Annotated in this window: 15 protein-coding genes; 2 read left to right on the forward strand and 13 right to left on the reverse strand. The window is 32.9% G+C overall.

The window, feature by feature from the left end; translation table 11 throughout:
* Window positions 1–2: 2 nt before the first annotated feature.
* The 10 genes from secDF to EV144_RS06090 all read right to left on the reverse strand — a co-directional run bounded on the left by secDF (window position 3) and on the right by EV144_RS06090 (window position 20,219).
* Complete coding sequence (secDF, locus tag EV144_RS06045; protein WP_134147082.1) at window positions 3–2,975, reverse strand: protein translocase subunit SecDF; 2,973 nt, start codon at window positions 2,973–2,975, stop codon at window positions 3–5.
* Window positions 2,976–3,202: 227 nt separating this feature from the next.
* A complete protein-coding gene (gene mdh, locus EV144_RS06050) occupies window positions 3,203–4,138 on the reverse strand; it encodes a malate dehydrogenase (protein ID WP_134147084.1) in 936 nt (311 codons plus the stop codon).
* Window positions 4,139–4,252: 114 nt separating this feature from the next.
* The gene (gene gyrB, locus EV144_RS06055) at window positions 4,253–6,193 is read right to left on the reverse strand and encodes a DNA topoisomerase (ATP-hydrolyzing) subunit B (RefSeq protein WP_134147086.1); all 1,941 of its coding nucleotides are present in this window, start codon (window positions 6,191–6,193) and stop codon (window positions 4,253–4,255) included.
* A gap of 277 nt (window positions 6,194–6,470) precedes the next feature.
* A complete protein-coding gene (locus tag EV144_RS06060) occupies window positions 6,471–9,203 on the reverse strand; it encodes a M16 family metallopeptidase (RefSeq protein WP_134147088.1) in 2,733 nt (910 codons plus the stop codon).
* 192 nt (window positions 9,204–9,395) lie between these two features.
* On the reverse strand, window positions 9,396–11,012 hold the full coding sequence (gene asnB, locus EV144_RS06065; RefSeq protein WP_134147089.1) for an asparagine synthase B: 1,617 nt from the start codon (window positions 11,010–11,012) through the stop codon (window positions 9,396–9,398).
* 313 nt (window positions 11,013–11,325) lie between these two features.
* Complete coding sequence (asnB, locus tag EV144_RS06070) at window positions 11,326–13,002, reverse strand: asparagine synthase B (protein ID WP_134147091.1); 1,677 nt, start codon at window positions 13,000–13,002, stop codon at window positions 11,326–11,328.
* A gap of 539 nt (window positions 13,003–13,541) precedes the next feature.
* Complete coding sequence (locus tag EV144_RS06075) at window positions 13,542–13,991, reverse strand: hypothetical protein (protein ID WP_134147093.1); 450 nt, start codon at window positions 13,989–13,991, stop codon at window positions 13,542–13,544.
* 269 nt (window positions 13,992–14,260) lie between these two features.
* Window positions 14,261–16,015, reverse strand: coding sequence for a TonB-dependent receptor (locus EV144_RS06080; RefSeq protein WP_134147095.1), 1,755 nt, complete (start codon window positions 16,013–16,015; stop codon window positions 14,261–14,263).
* A gap of 225 nt (window positions 16,016–16,240) precedes the next feature.
* Window positions 16,241–17,104, reverse strand: a complete 864-nt coding sequence (locus tag EV144_RS06085; RefSeq protein ID WP_134147097.1) for a PhzF family phenazine biosynthesis protein — start codon at window positions 17,102–17,104, stop codon at window positions 16,241–16,243.
* A gap of 100 nt (window positions 17,105–17,204) precedes the next feature.
* Window positions 17,205–20,219: a tetratricopeptide repeat protein gene (locus tag EV144_RS06090; RefSeq protein ID WP_134147099.1), complete on the reverse strand. Its 3,015-nt coding sequence runs from the start codon at window positions 20,217–20,219 to the stop codon at window positions 17,205–17,207.
* A 355-nt stretch (window positions 20,220–20,574) separates the two neighbouring features.
* Between EV144_RS06090 and EV144_RS06095 the strand changes: the two genes are divergently transcribed.
* Entirely contained in the window at window positions 20,575–21,258 is a 684-nt protein-coding gene (locus EV144_RS06095; protein WP_134147101.1) for a cell division ATP-binding protein FtsE, read from the forward strand.
* Complete coding sequence (locus EV144_RS06100) at window positions 21,258–22,181, forward strand: glycosyltransferase family 2 protein (protein WP_134147103.1); 924 nt, start codon at window positions 21,258–21,260, stop codon at window positions 22,179–22,181. The genes EV144_RS06095 and EV144_RS06100 overlap by 1 nt, the downstream gene beginning before the upstream one ends.
* Before the next feature lie 84 nt (window positions 22,182–22,265).
* On the opposite strand, the gene EV144_RS06105 is transcribed toward EV144_RS06100, so the two are convergent.
* From EV144_RS06105 to EV144_RS06115, 3 genes are all read right to left on the reverse strand, one after another.
* Window positions 22,266–23,348 carry a glycosyltransferase family 4 protein gene (locus tag EV144_RS06105; RefSeq protein WP_134147105.1) on the reverse strand — a complete coding sequence of 361 codons (1,083 nt, stop codon included), beginning with the start codon at window positions 23,346–23,348 and terminating at the stop codon, window positions 22,266–22,268.
* Window positions 23,345–23,749, reverse strand: a complete 405-nt coding sequence (locus EV144_RS06110) for a sugar 3,4-ketoisomerase (RefSeq protein ID WP_134147106.1) — start codon at window positions 23,747–23,749, stop codon at window positions 23,345–23,347. The genes EV144_RS06105 and EV144_RS06110 overlap by 4 nt, the downstream gene beginning before the upstream one ends.
* A 177-nt stretch (window positions 23,750–23,926) precedes the next feature.
* Entirely contained in the window at window positions 23,927–25,030 is a 1,104-nt protein-coding gene (locus EV144_RS06115) for a glycosyltransferase (protein ID WP_134147108.1), read from the reverse strand.
* Window positions 25,031–25,069 lie beyond the last annotated feature (39 nt).

Genomic DNA, 25,069 nt, shown 5'->3' on the forward strand with positions numbered 1-25,069 from the left:
AATTATGCCTTATTGTGTTTGTCTTCGATTATATGTTTATCATCTGCAGAAATTGAATCTACCAATACTGGCGTTGCAATAAATAATGATGAATAAGTTCCTACAACGATACCAACTAACATTGCGAAGATAAATCCTCTAATTGATTCTCCTCCGAAGATAAACATTGTTAATAATACAATGATCATCATTAATGAAGTATTTAATGTTCTTGATAATGTAGTGTTAATAGAAGCATTTACGATATCTTCAAAAGTTCCTTTACGATTTCCGATGATGAACTCTCTAATTCTATCAAATACAATTACAGTATCATTCATCGAGTAACCAATTACGGTAAGAATCGCAGCAATAAAGTGCTGATCCATTTCCATGTGAAAAGGCATGAATTTATAACATAAAGAGTAAATTCCTAATACAAAGATTACGTCATGCGCTACCGCTGCAATCGCACCTAATGAATATTGCCATTTACGGAAAGATACCATTAAGTATAAGAAGATCGCTGCCATTGCACCAAGTACAGCCCAGTAAGAGTTTGTTTTAATATCTTCAGAGATAGAAGCTCCTACTTTAGAAGATTGTAAAACTCCAACTTTTTTACCGTCGAATGTATTCGTAAATTTATCATAAGAAACATTTGGGAAATATTTCGCCAATGCTTTGTATAATTTTTGATTTACTTCTTCATCCACAGCTACACCGTCTTCTTTAATTTTATATTTAGTAGTGATTTTCAATTGATCATCATCACCTAAAATTTTAGCTTCAACCGGAGTGCCAAATGCAGCAGATAATTCGTCTGAAACTGTAGTTGCATCAACTGGTTTTTCAAATTTAACCTGGAATGTTCTTCCTCCAACAAAATCAACACCTTCATCTAATCCGTTTACGAAGAAGATAGAAATTAAACTTACTACAACTACAATAGAAGAGAAGATATAAGTGAATTTTTTGATTTTGATAAAATCAAAGTGGAAGTTAGTAAACCAGTTTTTAGTAATGTTTGTAGAGAAAGTTAAATCTCCTTTTCCAGCAATATTTCTATCAATAAAGATTCTTGCGATAAAGATTGATGTAAACATTGAAGTTACGATACCAATAAGTAAAGTTAAAGCGAAACCTTTAATTGGTCCAGTTCCAAAAATAAACAAGATAGCTCCAGTTAAAACGTGAGTAACGTTTGCATCAATAATAGAACGCATTGCACCGTGCCATCCGTAAGATGTTACTACAGCTTCAGATAATGATTTACCTTCACGTAATTCCTCTTTTGCCCTTTCAAATATAATAATGTTTGCATCTACCGCAGTACCTAAAGTTAATACGATACCTGCAATACCTGGCAATGTTAGCACGAAACCAAAACTTGCCATAATTCCGAATAAGAAAAGTAAGTTTAATAATAAAGCAAGATTAGCGTATAAACCAGCTTTACCATAATAGAACACCATCCATCCGCAAACTAATAAGAATCCAATGATAGAAGAAATTGTTCCTGCATCAATTGCAGCTTGTCCTAAAGATGGTCCAACAACAGTTGATTGAATAATATCTGCTGCAGCTGGTAATTTACCTGCATTTAAGATGTTTGCTAAATCTTTTGTTTCTGCTACATCAAAAGAACCTGTAATTTCAGATCTTCCTCCAGCAATTGGTCCGCTAGTTACACCTGGAGCAGAATATACAATATCATCTAATACGATAGCGATATAACTTTTTTGAGCAAAAGCTCTACCTGTTAATTCTTCCCAAACTTTAGCACCTTGACTGTTCATTTGCATAGAAACAGCTGGTTTACCCATTTGGTCAAAAGTATCTTTTGCATCAGTTACAACACCACCACTCATAGCAGGATTATTGTCTCTGTTACCTTTTAAAGCGTATAATTCTACCGCTTCAATTTCTTTTCCTTTAGCATCTTTTAAAGTTGTTGGTTTACTCCAAACAAATTTAGCATAATGCTGATCAGCAGCTAATAAAACTCTAATTTCTGGTCTTTTAAAATACGCATTGATTACTGCAGTATCTTTTGGAGCAAAATAACCTAAAACTGGTCCGTTACCATTATTGATAATTTTATCAAATAATGGGTTGTTTCCTTTTTTAGTTTCAGTAGAATCTTTAGCATCTGTTAATAAAGCATTCAATGAATCTTTAACAACAGCTTTAGTTTCTGTTTTTTTGATTTCAGTCTTTTTTAAAGCTTCGTTAGTTGCTACTAAAAAGTTTCCGATTTCTTCTATTTTATAAGTTTCCCAGAACTCTAATTGAGCTTTTCCACCTAATAATTTTTTAATTCTATCAACATCCTTAGCACCTGGAAGCTCTACTAAGATTCTTCCTGTTTCTCCTAATTTCTGGATGTTTGGTTGTGTTACACCAAATTTGTCGATACGCTCTCTAAGTACTTTGTAAGCACTTTCTACAGACTCATCAACTTTTCTTTTGATCACTTTTTGAACTTGTGAATCAGACATTTGAAAATCGATTCCGCCTTCTCCTTGTAAACTTCTGTTTGCAAAGATATCTGGTGAAGCTAATTTTGTTGTTCCGCCTGAGTTTGCTTCAAAAGCTTCAAAAAACTTATTTAAATATGTTTTGTTTCCTTCTAAATTTGCCGTAGCATCTGCTAAAGATTTATTAAATACTGGATTTTTAGAATTGTTTGCTAATCCTTTTAAAACGTCTTTAATAGAAATTTGAAGAATTACGTTAATTCCTCCTTCTAAGTCAAGACCTTTGTTTAGTTGTTTGTTTTTTACTTCGTTGTAAGTAAAATCCGTAAAACCAAGATTCAGTACTTTTTCTTTACCAATAGAATCTAAATATTTTAATTCTTTATCAGGATTATCTCCTGCAAAAGCTTTGGCTTCACTTTTGACATTATTAGCCACATAGGTGAAGGAAAGTTGGTAAATACTTACCAATGCAAATAGAATTGCAAAAAATTTAATAAGTCCTTTATTCTGCATTATTACTAAAAATTAATTATGTTTTATTGTTTGTTTTTGTTTTAAAGTCCCATAAAATAAGCCCTGCCTTGATTTTTCTTAACTAAAAAACTAGATCACGAATTACAACATTTTTCTTAAACCGAGCAAATATATAATTTACGAAAAGATTAACCAATTTATTTATTAATTAAATCTCAAAAAAAAGACTGCAAAAGTGCAGCCTTATCTTTTTTTTACCAATTTCATTATACTAAAATCGATTTTAGGGCATCATTCATACCTCTAACCGCATCTGCACTTTTAGCAAATAAAGCTTTTTCCTGCTCGTTTAGCTGAATATCCAGAATTTCTTCTACTCCGTTTTTACCAATTATACAAGGTACTCCGATGCATATATCGTTTTGACCATATTCTCCTTCTACAAAAACAGAACATGCAATCATTTTCTTTTGATCGTTTAAAATACTATCTACTAAATAAGCAACTGAAGCTCCTGGCGCATACCAAGCTGAAGTTCCAAGCAGACCTGTAAGGGTTGCTCCTCCTACCATAGTATCTGCAGCTACTTTTTGCAATACTTCTTCTGAAAGAAATTCTGTAACCGGAATTCCATTATAAGAAGCTAAACGTGTTAATGGAATCATAGTTGTATCTCCATGACCGCCAATAACCATTGCCGAAATATCATTTTGTGGTTTATCTAAAGCTAAAGAAAGATAGGTTCTAAAACGAGAACTATCTAAAGCTCCTCCCATACCAATAATTCTGTTTTTTGGTATTCCGGTAGCTTTTAGAGCCAGATAAGTCATAGTATCCATAGGATTTGAAACTACAACAATTATTGTATTTGGTGAATGTTTTAGTACATTTTCGGCAACTGTTTTTACAATTCCTGCATTTATACCTATTAATTCTTCGCGAGTCATTCCTGGTTTTCTTGGAATTCCTGAGGTAATAACTACTACATCACTTCCAGCAGTTTTAGAATAGTCGTTGGTAACGCCGGAAACTTTGGTATTAAAACCTGTATTTGTGGCACATTGCATAATATCCAACGCTTTACCTTCGGCAAAACCTTCTTTAATATCCAACAATACTACTTCGCTTGCAATTCCTCTATAAGAAATAACATCTGCACATGTAGCTCCAACATTTCCTGCTCCTACAATGGTAACTTTCATATTTTATACTTTATCGGTTATTAATTTATTTGTCTATTCTTTAAAAAGACAATTCGTTTAATTGTCTAGTAAATTTAAACAATTAAACGAATTGGAAATTATTAATCTGATATTTTATGCGTCAATATTTGCATAAACCGCATTTTTCTCGATAAATTCTCTACGAGGCGGTACTTCGTCACCCATTAACATAGAGAAAACTCGATCTGCTTCTGCAAGGCTGTCAATAGTTACCTGACGTAAAGTTCTAAAGTTCGGATCCATTGTAGTTTCCCACAATTGCTCTGCGTTCATCTCTCCAAGACCTTTATAACGTTGAATAGCAGCACTTCCTCCCATTCTTTCGTTGGCTTGATCACGCTGAACGTCATTCCATGCATATTCTTTTTTATTTCCTTTTTTAACTAAGTATAAAGGTGGTGCAGCGATATATACGTGACCTTCTTCGATCAATTCTTTCATGAAACGGAAGAAGAACGTTAATATTAAGGTAGAAATGTGACTACCATCGACATCGGCATCACACATGATGATTACTTTGTGATATCTTAGTTTTTCAAGGTTTAATGCTTTACTGTCTTCTGCTGTACCAACAGTAACACCTAAAGCCGTAAATATATTTCTAATCTCTTCGTTTTCGAATACTTTGTGGTGCATCGCTTTCTCTACATTCAGAATCTTACCACGTAATGGTAAAATTGCCTGAAAGTTACGGTCACGACCTTGTTTTGCAGTTCCACCTGCCGAATCTCCCTCGACCAGGTAAACCTCACATCTTGCAGGATCCTGCTCAGAACAATCTGATAATTTTCCTGGCAATCCACCGCCACCCATAACGGTTTTACGCTGTACCATTTCACGCGCTTTTTTAGCAGCGTGACGTGCCTGAGCAGCTAAGATTACTTTTTGGATAATTACTCTTGCATCGTTTGGATTTTCTTCCAAATAATTTTCAAGCATTTCTCCAACTGCCTGAGAAACCGGAGAAACTACTTCTCTGTTTCCAAGTTTGGTTTTAGTTTGTCCTTCAAATTGTGGTTCTGCAACTTTTACCGAAATAATAGCTGTTAATCCTTCACGGAAGTCATCCCCTGCAATTTCGAATTTCAATTTATCCAACATTCCAGAAGCATCTGCATATTTTTTAAGTGTTCTCGTAAGTCCACTTCTAAAACCCTGCAGGTGAGTTCCTCCTTCGTGTGTATTGATATTATTTACATAAGAAAATATATTCTCTGTATAACTTGTATTATAAATCAAAGCAACCTCAACTGGAATTTCTCCTTTGTCGTGATCCATGCTGATTACGTGAGAAACAATTGGCTCACGGTTACCATCAAGGTAACGAATGTATTCTTTTAGTCCTTCTGTAGAATGAAAAACTTCGCTTTTAAATTCTCCTTTTTCGTCTACTTCTCTTTTGTCTGTAAAAGTAATTGTGATTCCTTTGTTCAAGTAAGAAAGCTCACGCATACGAGCTGACAAAGTATCATAAGAGAACTCTGTAGTTTGAGTAAAAATGGTGTCGTCTGGGTAAAATGTCTGACGTGTACCTCTTTTATCTGTTTCTCCGATTTGTTTTACCGGATATAATGATTTTCCTCTTTCGTATTCTTGTTCGTAGATTTTTCCTTCTCTAAAAACAGTAGATTTCATGTGAACTGAAAGGGCATTTACAACCGAAACCCCAACACCGTGCAAACCTCCTGAAACTTTATAAGAATCTTTATCAAATTTACCTCCGGCACCAATTTTAGTCATTACTACCTCAAGTGCAGAAACTCCTTCTTTTTTATGTAAATCAACTGGAATACCACGACCGTTGTCTTCAACTGTTACAGAACCATCTTCGTTTATTGCAACACCAATAGTATCACAATGTCCTCCCATCGCCTCATCAATAGAGTTATCAACAACCTCATAAACAAGATGATGAAGTCCTCTAACTCCCACATCTCCAATATACATGGATGGACGCATTCTTACGTGCTCCATTCCTTCTAATGCCTGAATACTATCTGCTGAATAATTGTTCTTCTTGATTTCTTCGCTCATATAATTTATTCTAAAAAAATGTAATTATTGTCTAACACGCAAATATATAAAAACGCGGTCTATATAACCACTAAAATACGACTTAAAGCACTTAAGTTATTAACAGAAAACACAATTTAAATTTGAAAAGTTTAAAATTCCAAATTCCAAAATGAGAAAAACGCAAAAAGGAATCTGTTTAATGTAAAAAAATCCGAAACAGTAAAAACCGTTTCGGATTCCTATATTTCCAAAATTGGAATTTGGAGTTTAAAGAAATTGTGATTTTCTTTATTTATTATTTTTTATTAAAATCTCCCGCATAAACAGAAGTCATTTTATCCAGACTTATGTATTTTTTCAAGACTGCATTTACTTCTTCTACTTTTAAGGCTTTTACTTTAGTTTCTAAAGTATCATAATCTTCTAAAACAATTCCATATTGAAGATAAGTATTTACTAAATCCATCAAAGTATAATCACTTCCTAATCTTGTTTTTCTTTCGTTTTGCCAGCTCAATAAATTCGATTTTAATTCATCTGCCGTAAATCCATCTTTTAATGCTTTCGCAACTTCTTCTTTTGTAGCGGTTTCTACAGCATTCTTTTTAGTCGGATTTAGAAAAGCATAATATTGCCAATACGCTACATCATTAGTAATTGGAATATTTACAAAAGATCCTGCTCCATAACTAATTCCTTCTTTTTCTCTTAATCTCATCGGAATTCTTGCAGTCAAAAAACCTCCGCTTCCTAAAATTTCATTCGCAATAAGTAATGCTGGATAATCTGGACTTTTTGTATTCATTTTAAAAGTGATTTTTCCAGTTGCAACAGCATTTTCTTTATCAGGCGTAATATAATCTTTATCTAGTTTTTTAGTATCAAAAAAAGTAGGCTGTACATGTTCGAATTTTGATTTAGAATTCCATTTTCCGAAAGTAGTTTCTAAAATTTCACCCGTTGATTTCGCATCCAAATCACCTACCACAGTTCCTACACCATTATTTCCGCCAAGAATATTGTGATAAAAATCAACAATTTCTGATTGTTTTATGCTCTTGTAAGCATTTATTTGCTCTTGAATTGTTGATGTATAAAAGATACTTCCTTTTGGATATCTTTCAGTCTGCTTTGCTATTTCGGTAAAAGCTATAGATCGAGGATCGTTAAGCTGCGATTCTAAATAGGTATTGTACTCTGCGATTGTTTTTGTCAATTCATTTTCCGGGAAAGTTGAATTTACCAATAGATCATTCAAAATTTCCATTACTTCTTTAAAATTCTCTTTGTAAGTAGAAATTCTAACCGATAAAGTTTGTTCGCTATAATAAAAATCTACACTTGATTTTAACTGATCTAAACGATCCTGAATTTGTTCTTTGGTTCTGTTTTTAGTTCCGGTTTTCAGCAGTTGGGCAAGAATGCCTCCAATATCGGTTTTGCCTTCCAGTTCCTTTTCATTACTTACAGGAAATTTAAAACTTGCCTCTACTTTACCGCCTTTGATTTCTTTTTTAATAAATCCATATTTTACACCGTTGCTCAATTTACCTTCTGTAAGATTCTGTTTCAGATTTTTAATCGATGCTTCAAACGGAGCTGCTTCTTTTTCTAAAGCTTTTCCTTTATACTCTTTGGTTAAAGCAGCAAGTTGTTCATCTGTATATTCTACAGGTTTAACTCTTTGTTCGTCTTTAGAAGGAATAAATATTCCAACTGTTCTATTATTACTTCTAAAATATTTCTCGGCAACTCTCTGAATATCTTCTTTTGTAAGCTTTTCTACTGCATCTCTATACAAATAACCCAGTCTGTAATCTCCAGCTCCAATAATTTCGGTAAGGTTTATAGTGTATGAAATCGTATTGTTTTTTACACTTTCAATTTGTTTAATCAGTTTTGCTTTGGCTCTGCTTACATCTTCATCTGTGTATTTAGTAGAACCTATTTTATCCAATTCTGTTTTTACGATTTCTTTTGTTGCTTTAACATCTTTATCATTTGGAATTGAAACTCCAAAATACATAAAAGCAGCATCTCTTAATGTTGGCTGCCAAGCATAAATACTTGTTACTTTTTGTGTTTCTACCAATGCTTTATACAAATACCCGGAAGGATCTGAAGTTAAAATTTCTCCCAAAGCATCAATTGCAGCGCCATCTTTGTCTGCATAAGGAACTGTATGATATAAAACACCAATATTTTTACTGTCACCCGCCCTGTTAAGCTCTACATATTTCTCTCCGTCTTGTGCCGGTTCAATGGTATAGGTTTTGTCCAAAACTCTCTTAGGTTTTGCAATAGCTCCAAAATACTGTCCTACATATTGAAGCGCTTTTTGCTCATCAAACTTTCCCGCAATAATCAAAGTAGCATTATCTGGCTGATAATATTTTTCGTAAAAAACGCGCAGTCTGTTTGCTTTTACTCTTTCAATATCTTCTTTACTTCCAATGGTACTATTTCCGTAATTGTGCCATAAATAAGCCGTAGAAAGTATTCTTTCCTGCAATACACTTTCTGGATTATTTTCTCCTATTTCAAATTCATTTCGTACTACCGAAAATTCCTTGTCTAAGTCTGTCTGCAAAATAGTAGCATTCACCATTCGGTCCGCTTCCATTTCAACACTCCATTTTAGATTTTCATCATTTGATGGAAAAATTTCATAGTAATTAGTTCGGTCGTACCAAGTTGTACCATTTGCATTTCCTCCTCTGTCAGAAAGCATTTTCTTGATGTCGCCTAAATTTTTAGTACTTTTAAAAAGCATGTGCTCTAATAAATGCGCCATACCTTTTTCACCATAACCTTCATTTCTAGAACCCACACTGTAAACAATGTTTACCACCATATTGCTTTGGGAAGCATCTGGAATAAAAAGGACTTTTAATCCATTATTTAACGAATATTCCTTAACGCCTTCGACATTCTTGATGTATTTTGGTGCTTCGGTTTTTTGTGCATAAACTGAACTCACAGCAACCAATGAGCAGCATAAAATCCCTTTAAGTAATAGGTTCCTCATAAATTATTTTTGGTATTAAATTGTTATTAGCAAACCAAATATAGTATTTTTCCTAATAGAGCAATTGGAGGCAGTAAAGTTTTATAATTTATTTCACACTTTTAAAAAAAAATCCGAAACAGCTAAAAACTGTTTCGGATTATATGAATTTCCAAAATTAGAATTTGGAATTTATTTTTTTGAAATTTAATTCTAAACTGCTATTCCAGATTTAGAAAATTCAACTCCTGCTTTTACGTGAGCCGCATTTGCTCTTCCGCTCGGATCAAGATTTTCCTGCCATTTCGGAATCCATTTACGAACGGTCTGTGCAGCGCTGACTTGTGGATAATATCTATGAAAAATAGAACGATACAAATACGCTTCTTTTGTTGTAGGCGAATTGTATGGAAACTCTGCACTTGCTCTTGCTAATTGCTCGTCTGTAACCTGAGTTGCACAATATTCTATTAATTCGTCCACCCAATTGTATCCAACTCCATCAGAAAACTGTTCTTTTTGTCTCCATAAAATTTCAGAAGGCAAATATGGATTTTCTGGTGTATCAAAAGCTTTTCTTAAAATGTATTTTTCAATACCATCATAAGTTTTAGGCTGCTTTTCTTCTGTTTTAATTCGAATCGTAGCATCCAAGAAATCTTTATCCAAAAACGGAATCCTTGCTTCTAATCCGTGTGCCATTGTTGTTTTATCAGCACGCAATAAATCTGCCGTAAACAATTTCTGAACTCTTTCTATAGTTTCATCTTGAAATTCTTCTTTAGACGGTGCATTTCTAAAATACAAATGTCCTCCAAAAACTTCATCGGCGCCTTCTCCAGAAAGAATAACTTTTACTCCTTTTTCAGCAATTGCTTTCGACAATAAATACGTCGGAACTCCTGCTCTTACTGAAATGATATCGTAAGTTTCTATATGATAAATAACTTTTTCTAAAATCTCAACTCCTTCTTCTACAGAAAAATGAATTTCGTGATGTTCTGTTCCTAAAAATGCTGCCGCTTTTCTTGCTGCAATATTATCTGGCGAATCTGCATGTAATCCTATAGAAAAAGACTGTAGTTTTTGACCGCTTTCAGCATATAATCGAGCTGCAATTGCCGAAGTCAAAGACGAGTCTAAACCACCCGAAAGTAAAACACCAACAGGTACATTACCCAATAAACGTTTGCGTGTAGCTTCAACCAATGTTTCGCGAATTACATCTAAATCTAAAGATTGATTTGCTTTTGAGTGATCTTCGTATTCAGGCTGATAGTATTTTACAAAACCCGTTTTTCCTGTATAATAATGTCCCGGAGGAAAAGTAGAAAATGATTTGCATTGATCTGCAATAGATTTCATTTCAGAAGAAAAATAAATTCTTCCTCTTTCGTCCAATCCATAATACAATGGTTTTATACCAATCGGGTCACGACCAGCAATATAATTGTCTCCGTCTATAACCACAAAAGCAAAATCCCCGTCAAGCAGATTACAAAAATCATATCCAAATTCTTCGTACAAATGCACAATAACTTCAGAATCTGATTTTGTTCTAAAAGTATGTTCTTTTAAAACCGTATTTTTTAATTCCTGATAATTATAAATTTCACCATCATGAACCATCCATGCTTTGTTTGTTCCCTGAATAGGCTGTTTACCAGTTTCCATGTCAATAATAGACAAACTTTCGTGGCAGATAATACTGCCATTTTCCATAATATGTAAATCACGTTCATCAGGACCACGATGCGCCATTCTGTTAGAAAGCTCATTTACGAGTTGCGGGTCTTTTCCTTTACCAATAACGGCCAATATTCCAGACATACTATTCTATTTTTTTATTTTATTTTAATTTTCTTAATACAACCACAAAGAAATGAACCAGTTATAAATTGACTCTATAACTATCATTTAATAAAAACCAAAAAGTATATGGTTATTTTATGTATTCTAATCTTAGTAATGTAACTTGTATTTGGGGAATGCCAAATATAAAAAAGTTAAGTTAAATAATTGCTTAAAATCATTTTTAAGTAATTGAAATAATAGAATTTAACAATTTAAGACAAGAAAAACGTCCCCGAGTAGAGAACGTTTTTCTGAAAATAAATATATACTAATTCTAAAAATTTAATTTTTATGCTTTCGCGTAAGCGTCGTCGTGAACACTTGCAACTGCTCTTCCAGAAGGATCATTCATGTTTTTGAAAGCTTCATCCCACTCTAAAGCAATTTTTGTACTACAAGCTACACTTGCTTCCTGAGGCACACATAATGCTGCTGCATCACTTGGGAAATGTTCTGCAAAAATAGAACGGTAATAATATTCTTCTTTTGAAGTTGGCGTTTGAAGCGGGAATTTAAATCTCGCGTTTGCCAATTGTTCGTCTGAAACTTCTTTAGCTACCACTTCTTTCAAAGTATCAATCCAGCTGTATCCTACTCCATCAGAAAATTGCTCTTTTTGTCTCCATGCCACACTTTCCGGAAGCATATCTTCAAAAGCTTTACGAACAACCCATTTTTCCATCGGGTGTTCTTTGTTGATCATTTTATCTTGTGGGTTGATGCGCATCGCAACATCCATAAATTCTTTATCTAAGAACGGTACACGACCTTCGATTCCCCAAGCAGCTAAACTTTTGTTGGCACGTAAACAGTCGTACATGTGAAGTTTACCTAATTTACGAACGTTTTCTTCGTGAAATTCTCTTGCATTTGGCGCTTTGTGGAAATATAAATATCCTCCAAATAACTCATCTGCACCTTCACCAGACAGCACCATTTTGATTCCCATAGATTTAATAACTCTCGCCATCAACCACATCGGAGTTGAAGCTCTTACCGTAGTTACATCATAAGTTTCTAAGTTATAAATTACATCACGAACAGCATCTAAACCTTCCTGAATTGTAAATTTAATTTCGTGGTGAATCGTTCCAATATGTTTTGCCACAACCTGCGCTGCCGCTAAATCCGGAGAACCATCTAATCCTACAGAGAAAGAGTGCAATTGCGGATACCAAGCATCTGTTGTATCATCAGATTCAATACGTTTTTGTGCAAATTTTTTAGCTACAGCCGAAGTAATAGACGAATCTAAACCTCCTGAAAGTAAAACTCCGTAAGGAACATCACTCATTAATTGTCTGTGAACCGCAGCTTCTAATGCTTCTTTAATAGCAGGAATACTTGTTTCGTTGTCTTTTACAGCATCATAATCTGTCCAGTCTCTTTTGTACCATTGTACAAATTCACCGTCTTTACTTGTCATATAATGTCCTGGAGGAAACAATTCAATTTTTGTACAATATCCTTCAAGAGCTTTTAACTCTGAAGCAACATAAAAAGTTCCGTGCTGATCCCATCCAATATACAATGGAATAATTCCCATATGGTCACGAGCAATAAAATACTCATCTTTATCAACATCATAAATTGCAAATCCGAAGATTCCGTTCATTTCGTCTACAAAATGAGGCCCTTTTTCTTTGTATAAAGCCAAGATTACTTCACAGTCACTTTCAGTCTGAAAGTTATATTTTCCTTCAAATTGTTTACGCAATTCTCTGTGGTTGTAGATTTCACCATTTGCTGCAAGAACTAATTTTTTATCTTCTGTAAACAAAGGCTGCTTTCCTGAAGCCGGATCTACAATTGCCAAACGCTCGTGAGAAAGAATCGCTTTATCATTGCTGTAAATACCGCTCCAGTCTGGTCCGCGGTGGCGAATGATTTTAGACATTTCTAATACTTGAGGTCTTAATGTTTCGGCTTTTTGTTTTAGATCAAAGGCACATACGATTCCACACATAACTAATATATTTTTTTATTATAATTTTTATTTTGATAAGGCAAAGATGCGGTAATGGTTATAATTGAAAAACACAAAACACAATATCAGTTACAAATTAAAACCATAAAATCAATTTTACATATAAAATGTAAAATTTTAACATCAAAAAAAGGCTGAAACTTATAATTTTCAATTCTAACCAATAAAACAAGAGAAAACACAACGTTTACGAGATAAGTTTGAAGTATTTTCTAAGTAATTCAATTTTCATTGAAAAATTATTAGCGAGCCGAGTTTATACTGTACATAAAATGAAGTTTATTTATGTAAGTTGCTTTTTGAATGAAATGTGTTCTCGCAGATTTGGCAGATTTAGGAGATTTTTCTCTTGCTGTTTTCTCGCGATCTTGTCATTGCGAGGAACGAAGCAATCACATTTGCAAAGTCAAGGTATGTGTTATTTTTAGTGAGATTGCTTCGTTCCTCGCAATGACACAAAATGAGAATAAAAATCTAAATCTGCCAAATCTGCGAGCAACAAACCCTATTAAATAAGTTTACAAAACACTTTCAATAGTATAATGTGTCTTATTAATCTCAAAAGTAAACCCAACTTTATTCCCCATTAAATGAGAACCAAGCGGAGACTGCGGCGAAAGCGCAATAACATTTATTCCATCAATTGCAATTTTAGGAAGTGCAACACTTACGTACAGATAAATACCGTTGGCTTTTACTAAACTTCCAGAGATAATATTTTCAGTAGTTTTTGAAGCATCAATTTTATCCAGAATTGCTTTTTGAGCAATAGCTTCTTTCAGTTTATTGGTTAGTTTTTCCTGTTCGATATGCATCATCGACAAAGCCGTTTCGTGTTTATCGCCAGCAGAACCTTTTGCATCGTTTTTAGAATCTTCGGTCAAATTCGTAATCATGTCTCTAAAAACATCAATTCGATCCTGAACCATTTGTAGATAATGTGTATGTATTTTTTGTTTGAATTCCATTTTTTAAAGATACTAAGATTCTAGGCTACAAAGGTGCAAAGGTTTTTTTCCTAGTGCAAAAAAGTCAGCCACGAATTACACCAGTTTTCACGAATTTAAATTGTATTTATTATCTAATATCAAAAAATCTTTTTTAATCCTATAATCGCTGGTAAAAAAATTAGTGGAAATTAGTGTGTAATTCGTGGCCAAAAAAAATAGCCGTTAATTCTAAAATTAACGGCTATAAACCTTAGTAACTTAGTAGCTTAAAATCTTAGTCCCTTAGATTAAAAATCGAATTTATAATTAGCACCTCCTAAAACCTGAAATCCTTGTACCGGATAATTCAGCCATTTTTCATAAGCTTGATTTCCGATATTATTAAGTTTCAGGAAAAAAGTTAAACGCTCACTGTATTTGTAACCTAAATGCGCATTGGCATCAAAATAGCTTTTTAAAGTAATTGGCTCAGCAATTGCACCTAAGTTAAGATTAGACTGCATGTCTTTTCTTTCTCCCACATAAAATACATTTAAACCTGCGTACCATTGTTTCGTAATATTAACATCTAAAGTCGAACTCAATTTCATCGTTGGCAAATTCCAAGCTTCAACACCATTATCTGTATTATAACTGTTGAAAGTTCCGTTGATTCCGAAAGTTACATTTTGCGAAAAATCAGCTTTTAATTCTCCGTAAAAACGAAACGTTCTAATATCCTCATAAACAACTCCAAAAGAGTTTCCGTAAGCATAATTTTCGTTTATTATATCCTCTGTATAATCATTGGCTTTAAACAACGCTTTGTCTTTTTCATTTAGATAAGAACCTGTCAAATTATAATTTACATTGTTTGCTAATTTCCCTTTTAAACCAGCAAAAACAGTATATTGATTATTAGTTGGTCTAATATTTAAAGTCGGCGATAAAAATGGATTTTCAGTCACTAAATCAGCATAAGAATTCTGATTTATACTTCCGTTTACACCTGTATAAAAAATCATCAAATCACCAACCAATTTATACGAAGCGTTTACTTTAGGATAAACATAAAATTTATTCCCACTGTTTTCAGAATCTGCACTGTAAAATAATCCAGCTCCTAATTCAAGAGTCCAGTCATTTTCATGAATTACAAAAGTCGGCTCAATTCCAACATTGGTAAAACTGTATTTTACAGGTTCAATATTATCATGAGCATAATTATTTTCAAACGAACCGCTTACATGATCTACAATAACGTTTGTGCTGATAGCCTGATCCATTACATCAACTTTAAAAGTTGGCTTTACATAAAAGCGATTTTCCGATGAAGAAGAATTATCAGAGAAATGCGTAAATTTTGCTCCAATTTTATTCACGATACTTTCAGTAAATTCAACATTTCCGCCAAAAGTAATTGTGTTATAAGAATGGTTTGGATTAATTCCGTTTACCAAATCAAAACGCTGATCCGGAATAGTCGCTCCAAAATCTACTGGTAAACCATACCAGTTGTATATTTGATTTTGATAACCTAAATCTACATTCCAGGTAATATCACGGCTGTTTACGCCGTAACCCACATTCAGTGCAGTATCGTAAAATTCATCATTCAATTCTACATCTTTAATACCGCCTTGTGATGAATGATGACGAAACATTCCTGCCACATAATCGTTGTTTCCTAAATCCTGATTTACAAACAATTCTGCATTCAGCGTGCTGTAATTTCCAACTCCAACAGTTGCATAATTATTAAACAATCTTTCTTTCTTAGATTTCTCTACACCTTCTGCTTTTCCTTTAGACGGCGTAAAAGTCGACGCTACAGGAACAGACAAAATACTGTATTTAATCGTTTCTTTCGGCTGATTTCCAGTATCGTCAAGCGAAGGAGATTCTTTAACTTTAAAAGCATCAGAAACAGTCGGCGAATATGGTTTTACAACATTTACAGTTTCTGTCCCGATAGTTTCGTCCTTTTTTACCTGCGAAAATGAAAGCTGAAAAACAAACAGCAAAATCAAAATGATGGTTTTATTCTGGAAATTAATTTTCATATTTATTTTTTTTAAAGAGAAAAGAAAATAGAGTATAGAAAATAGATTTCTAAACTATGTGTATATTTTTTCTCTTATTCTATTGTCAATATTTTATTCTATTCTTAAAATCTTTATTCTATTCTTAAAATCTTTATTCTATTCTCTATGTTCTATATTCTAAAATCTGTATTCTATGTTCTGTATTCTTAAATCTAAAATCTACATTCTAAAATTTAAAATCCCTTAGGCTTCCCACTCGCCTTTAGCAACAAATTGTGCTTTTCCTCCAATATTGATATCAAATACATCATTAGTTAATTTTCCATTAAAATAAATTTCAGATGGACGACCGATGTAATCTCCCTGATGATTTGTTAATGCTATTTCCGGCAAATGATACTTTAAAAGATAGGCCTGTAAACACGTACTTGCGCTTCTTGTCGCAGCATCTTCCACTAATTGATTATGCTCAATACACAACATTCTGCTTGTAAGTTTAGAATTTTCTAAACTATAAAAATACAGACCTCTATGCTCTGTTTTGCAATGCTGTTTCAGCCATTTATCTGTCTTATCTTTATCTAAAACTAGATTTTCTAAAGCTCTTTTACTGTTTAAAGGAACAATTACAAAAGCACTTCCTGTGGTAACTTCTTGTATCAGATATTGATTGTCAAAATCATCAATTGTTAGATTGCTGAAAGACGGAAAATCTTCTTTAGCAAAAACATCCCAAAATTTAGGCTGTGCCGCTTTTAACCAAATCACATCTTCTGATTTCTGAATTTGAATGGGTCCAATCGGAACTTCTAATGTCATTTTTTCCGGAGCATTTTCGAATATTTTATTCATCAAAACCCAAGAAGTCCCAATTATTGGATGCCCTGCAAACTGCATTTCCTGAGCAGGAGTAAAAATTCTAATCGCTGCTTTATTATTTTCTTCGTCAAGTTTTGTAATAAATGTGCTTTCTGCGAAATTAATTTCGCGTGCAATTTGCTGCATTTCTTCTGAACTCAAATTTCCTGCATCCTGAAAAACAGCTAACTGATTTCCAGCGTATTTTTTATCAGCAAAAACATCAACTATATAAAAAGGTAAACTCATTTTTTTCTTTTTTTGATAAGAGAGAATAGAATATAGAAAATAGACTTCATGAATTGTCTATAATCTTTATTCTATATTCTTTTCTCTATACTCTATTTTCTTATTTATTAATCGACGAATTCGTTTTTGACTCTTCCGCTTTAATCGCACTTAATTCTTTTTTAGCTTCTTCAACAACATCTGGATAATCAGTAAAATTGTTAATTACGTTATCTAAAATGTACGTTGCCTGATAACTGTCTTTTAATCCGTAGAAGTTTTTCGCCATCAAAACCAAACTTTTTGCTCCGTAATATTTATAAGCAGAATAGTTTTTTGCCAGTTTCTGAACCGAAACATTTGATGCATCAAATTTGCCTTCTTTGGTTTTAAAATACGCATCGTAATACAGCGCTTCTGCAGCTAATTCGCCTTTAGAAGTTGTCGATAATTTCGCGTAAGCCTGTTTTCCTTTTTCTTCATCACCGGTCTGCATAGCGGCGCGCGCTACAATAATCTGTGCGTCTGATTTTACGTTTGCGTCTGCTTTAGGATTTTCTAAAACTTTATCCGCATACACTACAGAATTGTTATAATCTTTTTTATCGTAATAACATTTCATCAGGTTTGCCTGAGCAAAAGTTTTATTTTGCGGAGAATCAGCTTCGTTTTCTAAACGGCTTAAAACCGGAATTGATTTATCACAATCTTTCGCTTTCAAATAAATCTGTGCCAATTTTGATAAAGACTGCTCTGTAAACTCGCTTCTAGACTGACTGATAACGTATTGATAATTGGTACTCGCTTTAGTTTCAGAACCTTCTGCATAATACAATTGAGCCAAATAATAATTAGCCTCAAGTGCATGCATTCCCGATGGAAATTTGCTGATATAACCGCTAAATCCTACAATTGCCTGTTTACTGTTATTTTGACTGTATTGTTTAAATGCACCTTCGTAAGTATCATTATCCAATTCTACATCGGTAACGGCAACGAAATCTAATGTACGAACCCAAGAAGCATATTCATCAACTTTTCCAGAATCAACATAAATTAATCTCGCAGTTGCAACCGCTTCAAGAGCTTCGGGTGTTTTTGGAAATTCTGCCGCTACTTTTTTAAACTTTACCAAAGCCTGTTCATCACGATCTGAATTGTAATAAATCAAACCTTGTTTTAAGATCGATTTTGAAGTAAACGAACCATTTTTAAATTCAGAAATTAATTGATCGTAGGTTTTTATAGCCTGATCATTCTTTTTCTCCGCCACATACGTATTTCCTAATTCGTATAAAACATCATCACGATATTCTGATTTTTTATACATAGCCAGAAAGTTATTAAGCTCTTCTACTTTCTTGCTGTTATTCGACATAAATCCGTATGAAATCGCTTTTTGGTATTGCGCATAATCGGCGTCAACACCTTTTGCCGCAATTGCTTTCGCGTAAGCTTCATTCGCCGCACTGTATTTTGAATTTACAAATCTTGAATCTCCAAGACGTAAATACGAATCATTCAAACGAACTTTATCACTTGGCGAATTAGCAATCTGAGCTTCAAAAGAATTAGCTGCCTGATCGTATTGCTTCAGTTTAAAATACGTGTAACCAATATTATAATTGATGTTTTTGTATTCGTCTGTCGTTTTTGCCGCAGCTAATCCGGCAAATTGTTTGTAGCTTAATAAAGCATTCTGAAAATCGTCTGTAACATATTCAGTTTCTGCTTTCCAGAACGTGGCGCGTGCTGTATACTCAGGTGTTTTTTGTTCGCTTATGGCACTTTTAAACATTTTTCCGGCTTCGGTATAATTCGATTCATTATACAACTCTAAACCTCTGTAAAAAAGTACTTTTTGGTATGCTGCTTTGTTTTCTTGAGTTCTATTTTTTTCTAATAAAACCAATGCTTCTTTGTAGTTTTTAGTCGAAATATAAGAATCAACCAATAATTTTTCAATATCAGATCTGCTGGAATTGTTTGGGTATTTTTTTAAGAAATCAAGCAAAATTCCCGGAACGGTTTGGTACGCATTTCCGATATCGTAACTTACTTTAGCATAATTTAAAGCTGCATCTTCTTGAATTTCTGCATTAAAATCCATTTCAGAAGCGTTTTTGAATGCGTTCAAAGCTTCTTGTTTTTTGCCTGTATTTAAATAACTTAAACCTAAATGATAATAAGCATTTTGTGCAACGAAATCTTTTCCTTCAATAATTTTATTGAATTGAGAAATCGCTTTTTCGTAGTTTTTCTGCTCATAATAAGCATAACCTAATTGGTAAAAATCAGTATTGCTCCATTTTCCTTTTTTACCCGCATACTGCTCTAAATAAGGAATTGCTTTGTCGTATTGTTTTAAATTGAAATAACTTTCTCCGATAATTTTATTCAATTCTGATTTTTCGATTTCGTTTGATTTAGACATTGCTTTTTGTCCCAAATCAATCGCTTTTTGAAAATTTCCAAGTTTGAAATTCATATCAGCCTGATAATACGAAAGTTTCTCTTTGTATTTTTCTTCGCCGGAAACTTCGTCAAAATATTTAGTAGCCTCTTTATAATCGTCTCCTTCGTAAGCCATAAATCCTAAATAATATTTGGCCTGAGAACCAAATTCTGGAGAATTTACTACTTTATTAAAATACGTTGTAGCTTCATTTTTCTTTTTAGCGTTAAAATAACTGTACCCTTTTTGGAAATTAAATTTATCAGATTCCGTTTTGCTCATGTAGCTTTCATCCACTCTATCAAACCATTGCAAAGCTTTTGGATAATTTCCCTGCTCAAAAAAGTATTGCGCAACTTCTATATACGCCTGATTTTGTTTGGTACTTGTTGGATAATCGTCTACAAATCTTTCCATCAAATCATCGGCATTAGACTGATTGGTTCTGATGGCGCAGTTTGCGATGTAATAAGCGCAGTCTGACTTCACTTCTTCGGTCGTGGCTTTGTTTTTTACCGCTTCAAAAATAAGTTGTGCCGAAGCGTATTGTTTGTCATTATATAAAGCCAGTGCTTTGTCAAAATCCTTTAAGTCGTAAGTATATATAGCTGATTTTTGTGCCGAAACTGTGGTCGAAAAAAGGACAATTTGTAATAAAAAGAACCAGAAGAGTTTACGCATTTTAATGTTATTTAGTATTCAAATTTATCATTTTATACCGTTTATAACGAAACGTTTTGAGGTTTTATTATCAACAAATATTTAAAAATGGCAAATTTTACCGCACTTTAAACCTGAAAATATCGGTTCTCAAACTTTATAAACGCATATTTACTTAATTCATACTTTTACAGATTATGAGTCTTAATTCTTTTTGGCTCAAAAACTTACGCGATTTCTTAAAATGAACTTACATCGCTAAATTGGTTTAATTTAAAAAGCCTTTATTTTTTAAAGCTTTTCTTAAGAAATCATTCAAATTTATTTTGAATCCAACCGTTATCTTATTACTTTTACCATTCAAATCAATTTTATTATGTCGCAAACCGTACTATCTCTTAAAGAAGTCACTATATATCAAGAAGGAAGAAAAATTTTATCTCACATCAATTTAGATGTTAATCACGGTGAATTTATCTACATAATCGGTAAAACCGGTTCTGGAAAAAGCAGCTTCATGAAAACCTTATACGCTGATTTACCATTAACAGAAGGCGAAGGACATATAGTTGAGTTTGATTTGGCTACGATAAAAGAAAATGATATTCCGTTTTTGAGACGTAAAATTGGTATTGTTTTTCAAGACTTTAAACTTCTTCCAGACCGTTCTGTAAAAGATAATATGCTTTTTGTTCTAAAAGCTACTGGCTGGCACGAAAAAGATGCAATGGAGCACAAAATTGATGAAGTTTTGGACAAAGTTGGTATGAAAGATTTCGTAAACAAAATGCCTCACCAGCTTTCTGGCGGTGAACAACAGCGTGTTGCGATTGCAAGAGCTTTGCTAAATGACCCAGAATTTATCCTTGCCGATGAACCTACAGGAAATCTTGACCCACAGACTAGTTCTGAAGTTCTTGAAGTTTTAAAAGCGATTAATGCTGCCGGAAAAACCATTATCATGGCAACACACGATTATGCTCTGTTGATGAAATTCCCGTCTAAAACATTAAAATGTGAAGATGAAAGAATCTTTGAAGTAGTTCAGAGAAGCGTGTAATGCTTTCTATTTTAATTCCGGTTTACAATTACAACGCCGTTTCTCTTGTAAAAGAGTTATGGGAACAATGTAATTTTAGTGGAATTAATTTTGAAATTCTTTGTCAGGACGACGCTTCAAATTCTGTAATAAACACTTTAAATCAAGAAATTAATTCTATTTCTAATGGTTCGTTTTTTATAAATGAAACCAATTTAGGAAGAGGAAAAAACATCAATACATTAGCCCAAAAAGCACAATATGATTGGCTGTTAATTTTAGACTGCGATACTTTTCCGGTTCATAAAAGCTTTATTCAAAAATACTGTCATTCCATTTTAAATCAAAAAATGAATATTGTTTTTGGTGGTATTGTTTATGAAGATCCAAAACCTCAAAAAGAACAGCTTTTACGCTGGGTTTACGGACATCAAAGAGAAGCTTTATCTCTAAACCAAAGAAATCAAAATCCAGATTTTACCGCTTTGACTTCTAATCTTTTAATTAATAAAGAAGTTTTTTTAGCACATTCATTTGATGCATCTATTACTAAATATGGCTACGAAGATTTGTGCTTTTTTGCTGTTTTAAAAGCAAATCACTTTGAGATTTCTCATATCGAAAATCCAACTTTTCATCTCAATTTAGAAACTTCAATTCTGTTTTTAAACAAAACCAAAACAGCTCTGGAAAATCTTGTATTGCTTTATAATACGAATAAAATTTCTGAAGAAGAAAGCAAAATAATCAAAGCTTTTGAATTATTACAAAACCTAAAATTGTTACGGTTTACGAATTTTCTTTTTATAAAAAATAAAGATAAAATCGAACGAAATCTACTTTCTCAAAAACCATCTTTATTTTTATTCGACCTTTATAAATTGGCTTATTTCTCTAATCTAATTCAAGATTCTCACTCCTGCAAGGTTTCCAAAACCTTGTAGGTGTAAATACATTTTTTAAGTCCGTACAAACAAATACCTACAAGGTTTTGGAAACCTTGCAGGAAAGAAGAATCTTTATTAAAATTAGGCAATTAGATTTTCCAGAAACAGCTTCCACTGCTCCATTATTTTTGGTGTAGAAAATTTCTTTGTTGTTTCTTTTGCATTGATTCCTAAACGTATTCTTTCTTCTTCATTATCCATTAAAAAAGAAAGTTTTTCGACAAATATTTCTATATTTCCATCTGGAATTAAAAACCCATTTTTGTCATTTTCTATAATAGCTCTTGGGCCAATCGGACAATCAAAAGCGATGCACGGCAAACCAAAAGCCATTGCTTCGAGTAAAACCATCGGGAAACCTTCTGTTCTGGAAGTCATTAAATAAAGAGAAGATTCTAAATATTTCTGCTCAATGTTTTTTACAAAATCAAAGTAATTTATGGTTGAAGTAATACCAAGATTTTGAGCTTCTTTTTCTAAAAAATCAATATCGTCTGAGTAAATATCCAAAGTCCAATCGGGGTGTTTTTGGGCAATTTCTTTCCAAATCAACAATAATCTGTCTAAACCTTTTTCATACGAATTTCGTGCAATAACAAAAGCTTTTTTAGATTGCAAAGAAGAAGTAAATTCTGTTTCTATCCAAGCCGGATTTGGTATTACTTCAATGTTTTTAAGATTCCATTCTTTCAGACTTTCATCAGATAAAGCGACCATTTTGGTAAATTTTCCAGCCGCATAATTTTTAAACCAATATTTCAATTTTAAAAATAAACCAACCTGATGTCTTTTCTCTTCGATAAATTTAGATCCGTGGCATTCAAAAACTATTGGTATTTTAGTTTTAATAATAAATGGATATAAAAAGGCTTTTAACCCATTGTCTGCAACCAAAATTACATCTGGATTTATCTCTTTTACTTTTTGATTTACCGCTTTTTTAAGCGACATAAAAAAACGAAAAGCATTGCCGTTTAAGTTCATATTATGAAAAACTATTTTCTCATTAAACTTATAAAAAGGTAATTTATCCGAAGATTCGTTTTGAGATAAAACATGAACATCATAACCAAAATGTTCAACAAAATAGTTGGCTTTTACAGCCAAAACCCGCGCAACACCACCAGGATTTTTTATTTTGGGAACAATGTACAGCAGTCTCATTTCTTTGAATTTAGAAAAACATCATAATCCCGAATATAATCTGATTCTTCAAAAACATCTGAAGCAAAAACCAGACAAACTGCGCCAGAAGAAAAGTTTTCTAATTCTCTCCAAATTCCTTTCGGAAGATGCAAACCAACATTGGGTTTATTCAATAGAAAGCTTTTTTTATCAGTTCCGTCATTTACCGTAACTTCAAAACTTCCGCTTAAAGCGATCAAAACCTCGTGTTGCTCAATGTGTGAATGTCCACCACGAAAAGCAGAACTTGGAACATCAAAAAGATAATAAACACGCTTGAATTCAAACGGAAGAATTTCGTTTTGAATAAAAGCCAAATTACCGCTTAAGTCTTCTACAACCGGAATTTTGATTAACGATATATCTTGAATTGTAGTCATAATTTTATTTTCCTAATTCTATATTTAACACATAGAAACATAGTCACTGTATGTTAAAAAAAGGCGTTTCACTTGTATACAAACACATAGCTATGTGTGAGAAACGAGTTTCTTTTTACTACCTTTCAAAATCTAAAAAACCTATGTTTCTATGTGTTAAACATTTTTAAGCCTTAATTATTCAATATGTTTTTGCAATAAATCCATCCATAAATCACCTATTTTTTCTAATGAAAAAGGTTTTATGCTTTCGAATGTGTTTTCTTTAATTTCATGGTATAAAACTTCATCTAAAACCAATAAATTCATTGCTTCAGTCAGCTTTTCCCAATTTTGATTTTCGACTAAAATACCATTTTTTAGATTTTGAATCATATCTCTCGGGCCAAAATCACAATCAAAAGAAACAACCGGAGTTTTACATGCTAAAGATTCTAAAATAACATTCGGAAATCCTTCATTTTTACTGCATAAAACCAAAAAACGAGCTCTTTTCATAAATTGAAATGGATTGTTTTGATAACCCAATAAATGTACAAACTCAGAAACTTCGTTTTCTAAAATAATTGTTTTTAGTTTTGATTGATCGCCTTCGCCAATAATCACTAAATGTATATTTTTTTGCGATAAAATAGATTTTCCGTAACTGGAAATTAATTTATCAAACTGTTTAATCTCATTTTCGTATTGTCCGACCGCGAGAATAAAATCGAAATTTAGTTCTATTTCTTCATCCTGTTTTTCGAGAATTTCTTCTAGATAAACGGGATTCGGAATTGTGACTACATTTTTTAATTGATGTTTCTTTTCTATCAGTGATTTCATTTCTTCGCCAAGCGCAACATTTGCCAGACAATGATTATACATTAATCGCGTAAGCCACGAATTATTAGGCATATAATGATCGATCAGAAAACTGTGAATGGTAAAAATTGTCGGCGCATTATAAATAAACCGTGCCAAAATAAGTTCCTGAAGAATCTTGGTTCGAAATCTAAAATCAATAATAAAATCGAATTTATTACTTTGCAAATAATCGTTTAAAGCTTTGAGGCGCTTTGCTTTATTAAATAATCCGTTGCTGTTATTTTTGAGTAAACCGAGATTGACCAATTTTCCTGTGTAGGGAAAACTGACTTCGTTTAAAACAATAATAATATCAATTTCGAAACCTTGTTTTGCTAAGAAAAGAGACAAATTTGCCATTACTTTATCGCTCCCGCCTCCGCTTAAGCGATAACCTATTAAAGCAATTTTCTTCTTTTCGTTCGACAATATCATACTTGATTTCTTATTTTCGTATCAAATATATAACTCTTT

This window comes from Flavobacterium sp. 270 (genome assembly GCF_004368785.1).
Lineage (GTDB): Bacteria > Bacteroidota > Bacteroidia > Flavobacteriales > Flavobacteriaceae > Flavobacterium.

Excerpts from the sequence above, each read along its gene's own strand:
- secDF (WP_134147082.1), bottom strand. The coding sequence starts at position 2,975 with ATGCAGAATAAAGGACTTATTAAATTTTTTGCAATTCTATTTGCATTG.
- mdh (WP_134147084.1), bottom strand. The coding sequence starts at position 4,138 with ATGAAAGTTACCATTGTAGGAGCAGGAAATGTTGGAGCTACATGTGCA.
- gyrB (WP_134147086.1), bottom strand. The coding sequence starts at position 6,193 with ATGAGCGAAGAAATCAAGAAGAACAATTATTCAGCAGATAGTATTCAG.
- EV144_RS06060 (WP_134147088.1), bottom strand. The coding sequence starts at position 9,203 with ATGAGGAACCTATTACTTAAAGGGATTTTATGCTGCTCATTGGTTGCT.
- asnB (WP_134147089.1), bottom strand. The coding sequence starts at position 11,012 with ATGTCTGGAATATTGGCCGTTATTGGTAAAGGAAAAGACCCGCAACTC.
- asnB (WP_134147091.1), bottom strand. The coding sequence starts at position 13,002 with ATGTGTGGAATCGTATGTGCCTTTGATCTAAAACAAAAAGCCGAAACA.
- EV144_RS06075 (WP_134147093.1), bottom strand. The coding sequence starts at position 13,991 with ATGGAATTCAAACAAAAAATACATACACATTATCTACAAATGGTTCAG.
- EV144_RS06080 (WP_134147095.1), bottom strand. The coding sequence starts at position 16,015 with ATGAAAATTAATTTCCAGAATAAAACCATCATTTTGATTTTGCTGTTT.
- EV144_RS06085 (WP_134147097.1), bottom strand. The coding sequence starts at position 17,104 with ATGAGTTTACCTTTTTATATAGTTGATGTTTTTGCTGATAAAAAATAC.
- EV144_RS06090 (WP_134147099.1), bottom strand. The coding sequence starts at position 20,219 with ATGCGTAAACTCTTCTGGTTCTTTTTATTACAAATTGTCCTTTTTTCG.
- EV144_RS06095 (WP_134147101.1), top strand. The coding sequence starts at position 20,575 with ATGTCGCAAACCGTACTATCTCTTAAAGAAGTCACTATATATCAAGAA.
- EV144_RS06100 (WP_134147103.1), top strand. The coding sequence starts at position 21,258 with ATGCTTTCTATTTTAATTCCGGTTTACAATTACAACGCCGTTTCTCTT.
- EV144_RS06105 (WP_134147105.1), bottom strand. The coding sequence starts at position 23,348 with ATGAGACTGCTGTACATTGTTCCCAAAATAAAAAATCCTGGTGGTGTT.
- EV144_RS06110 (WP_134147106.1), bottom strand. The coding sequence starts at position 23,749 with ATGACTACAATTCAAGATATATCGTTAATCAAAATTCCGGTTGTAGAA.
- EV144_RS06115 (WP_134147108.1), bottom strand. The coding sequence starts at position 25,030 with ATGATATTGTCGAACGAAAAGAAGAAAATTGCTTTAATAGGTTATCGC.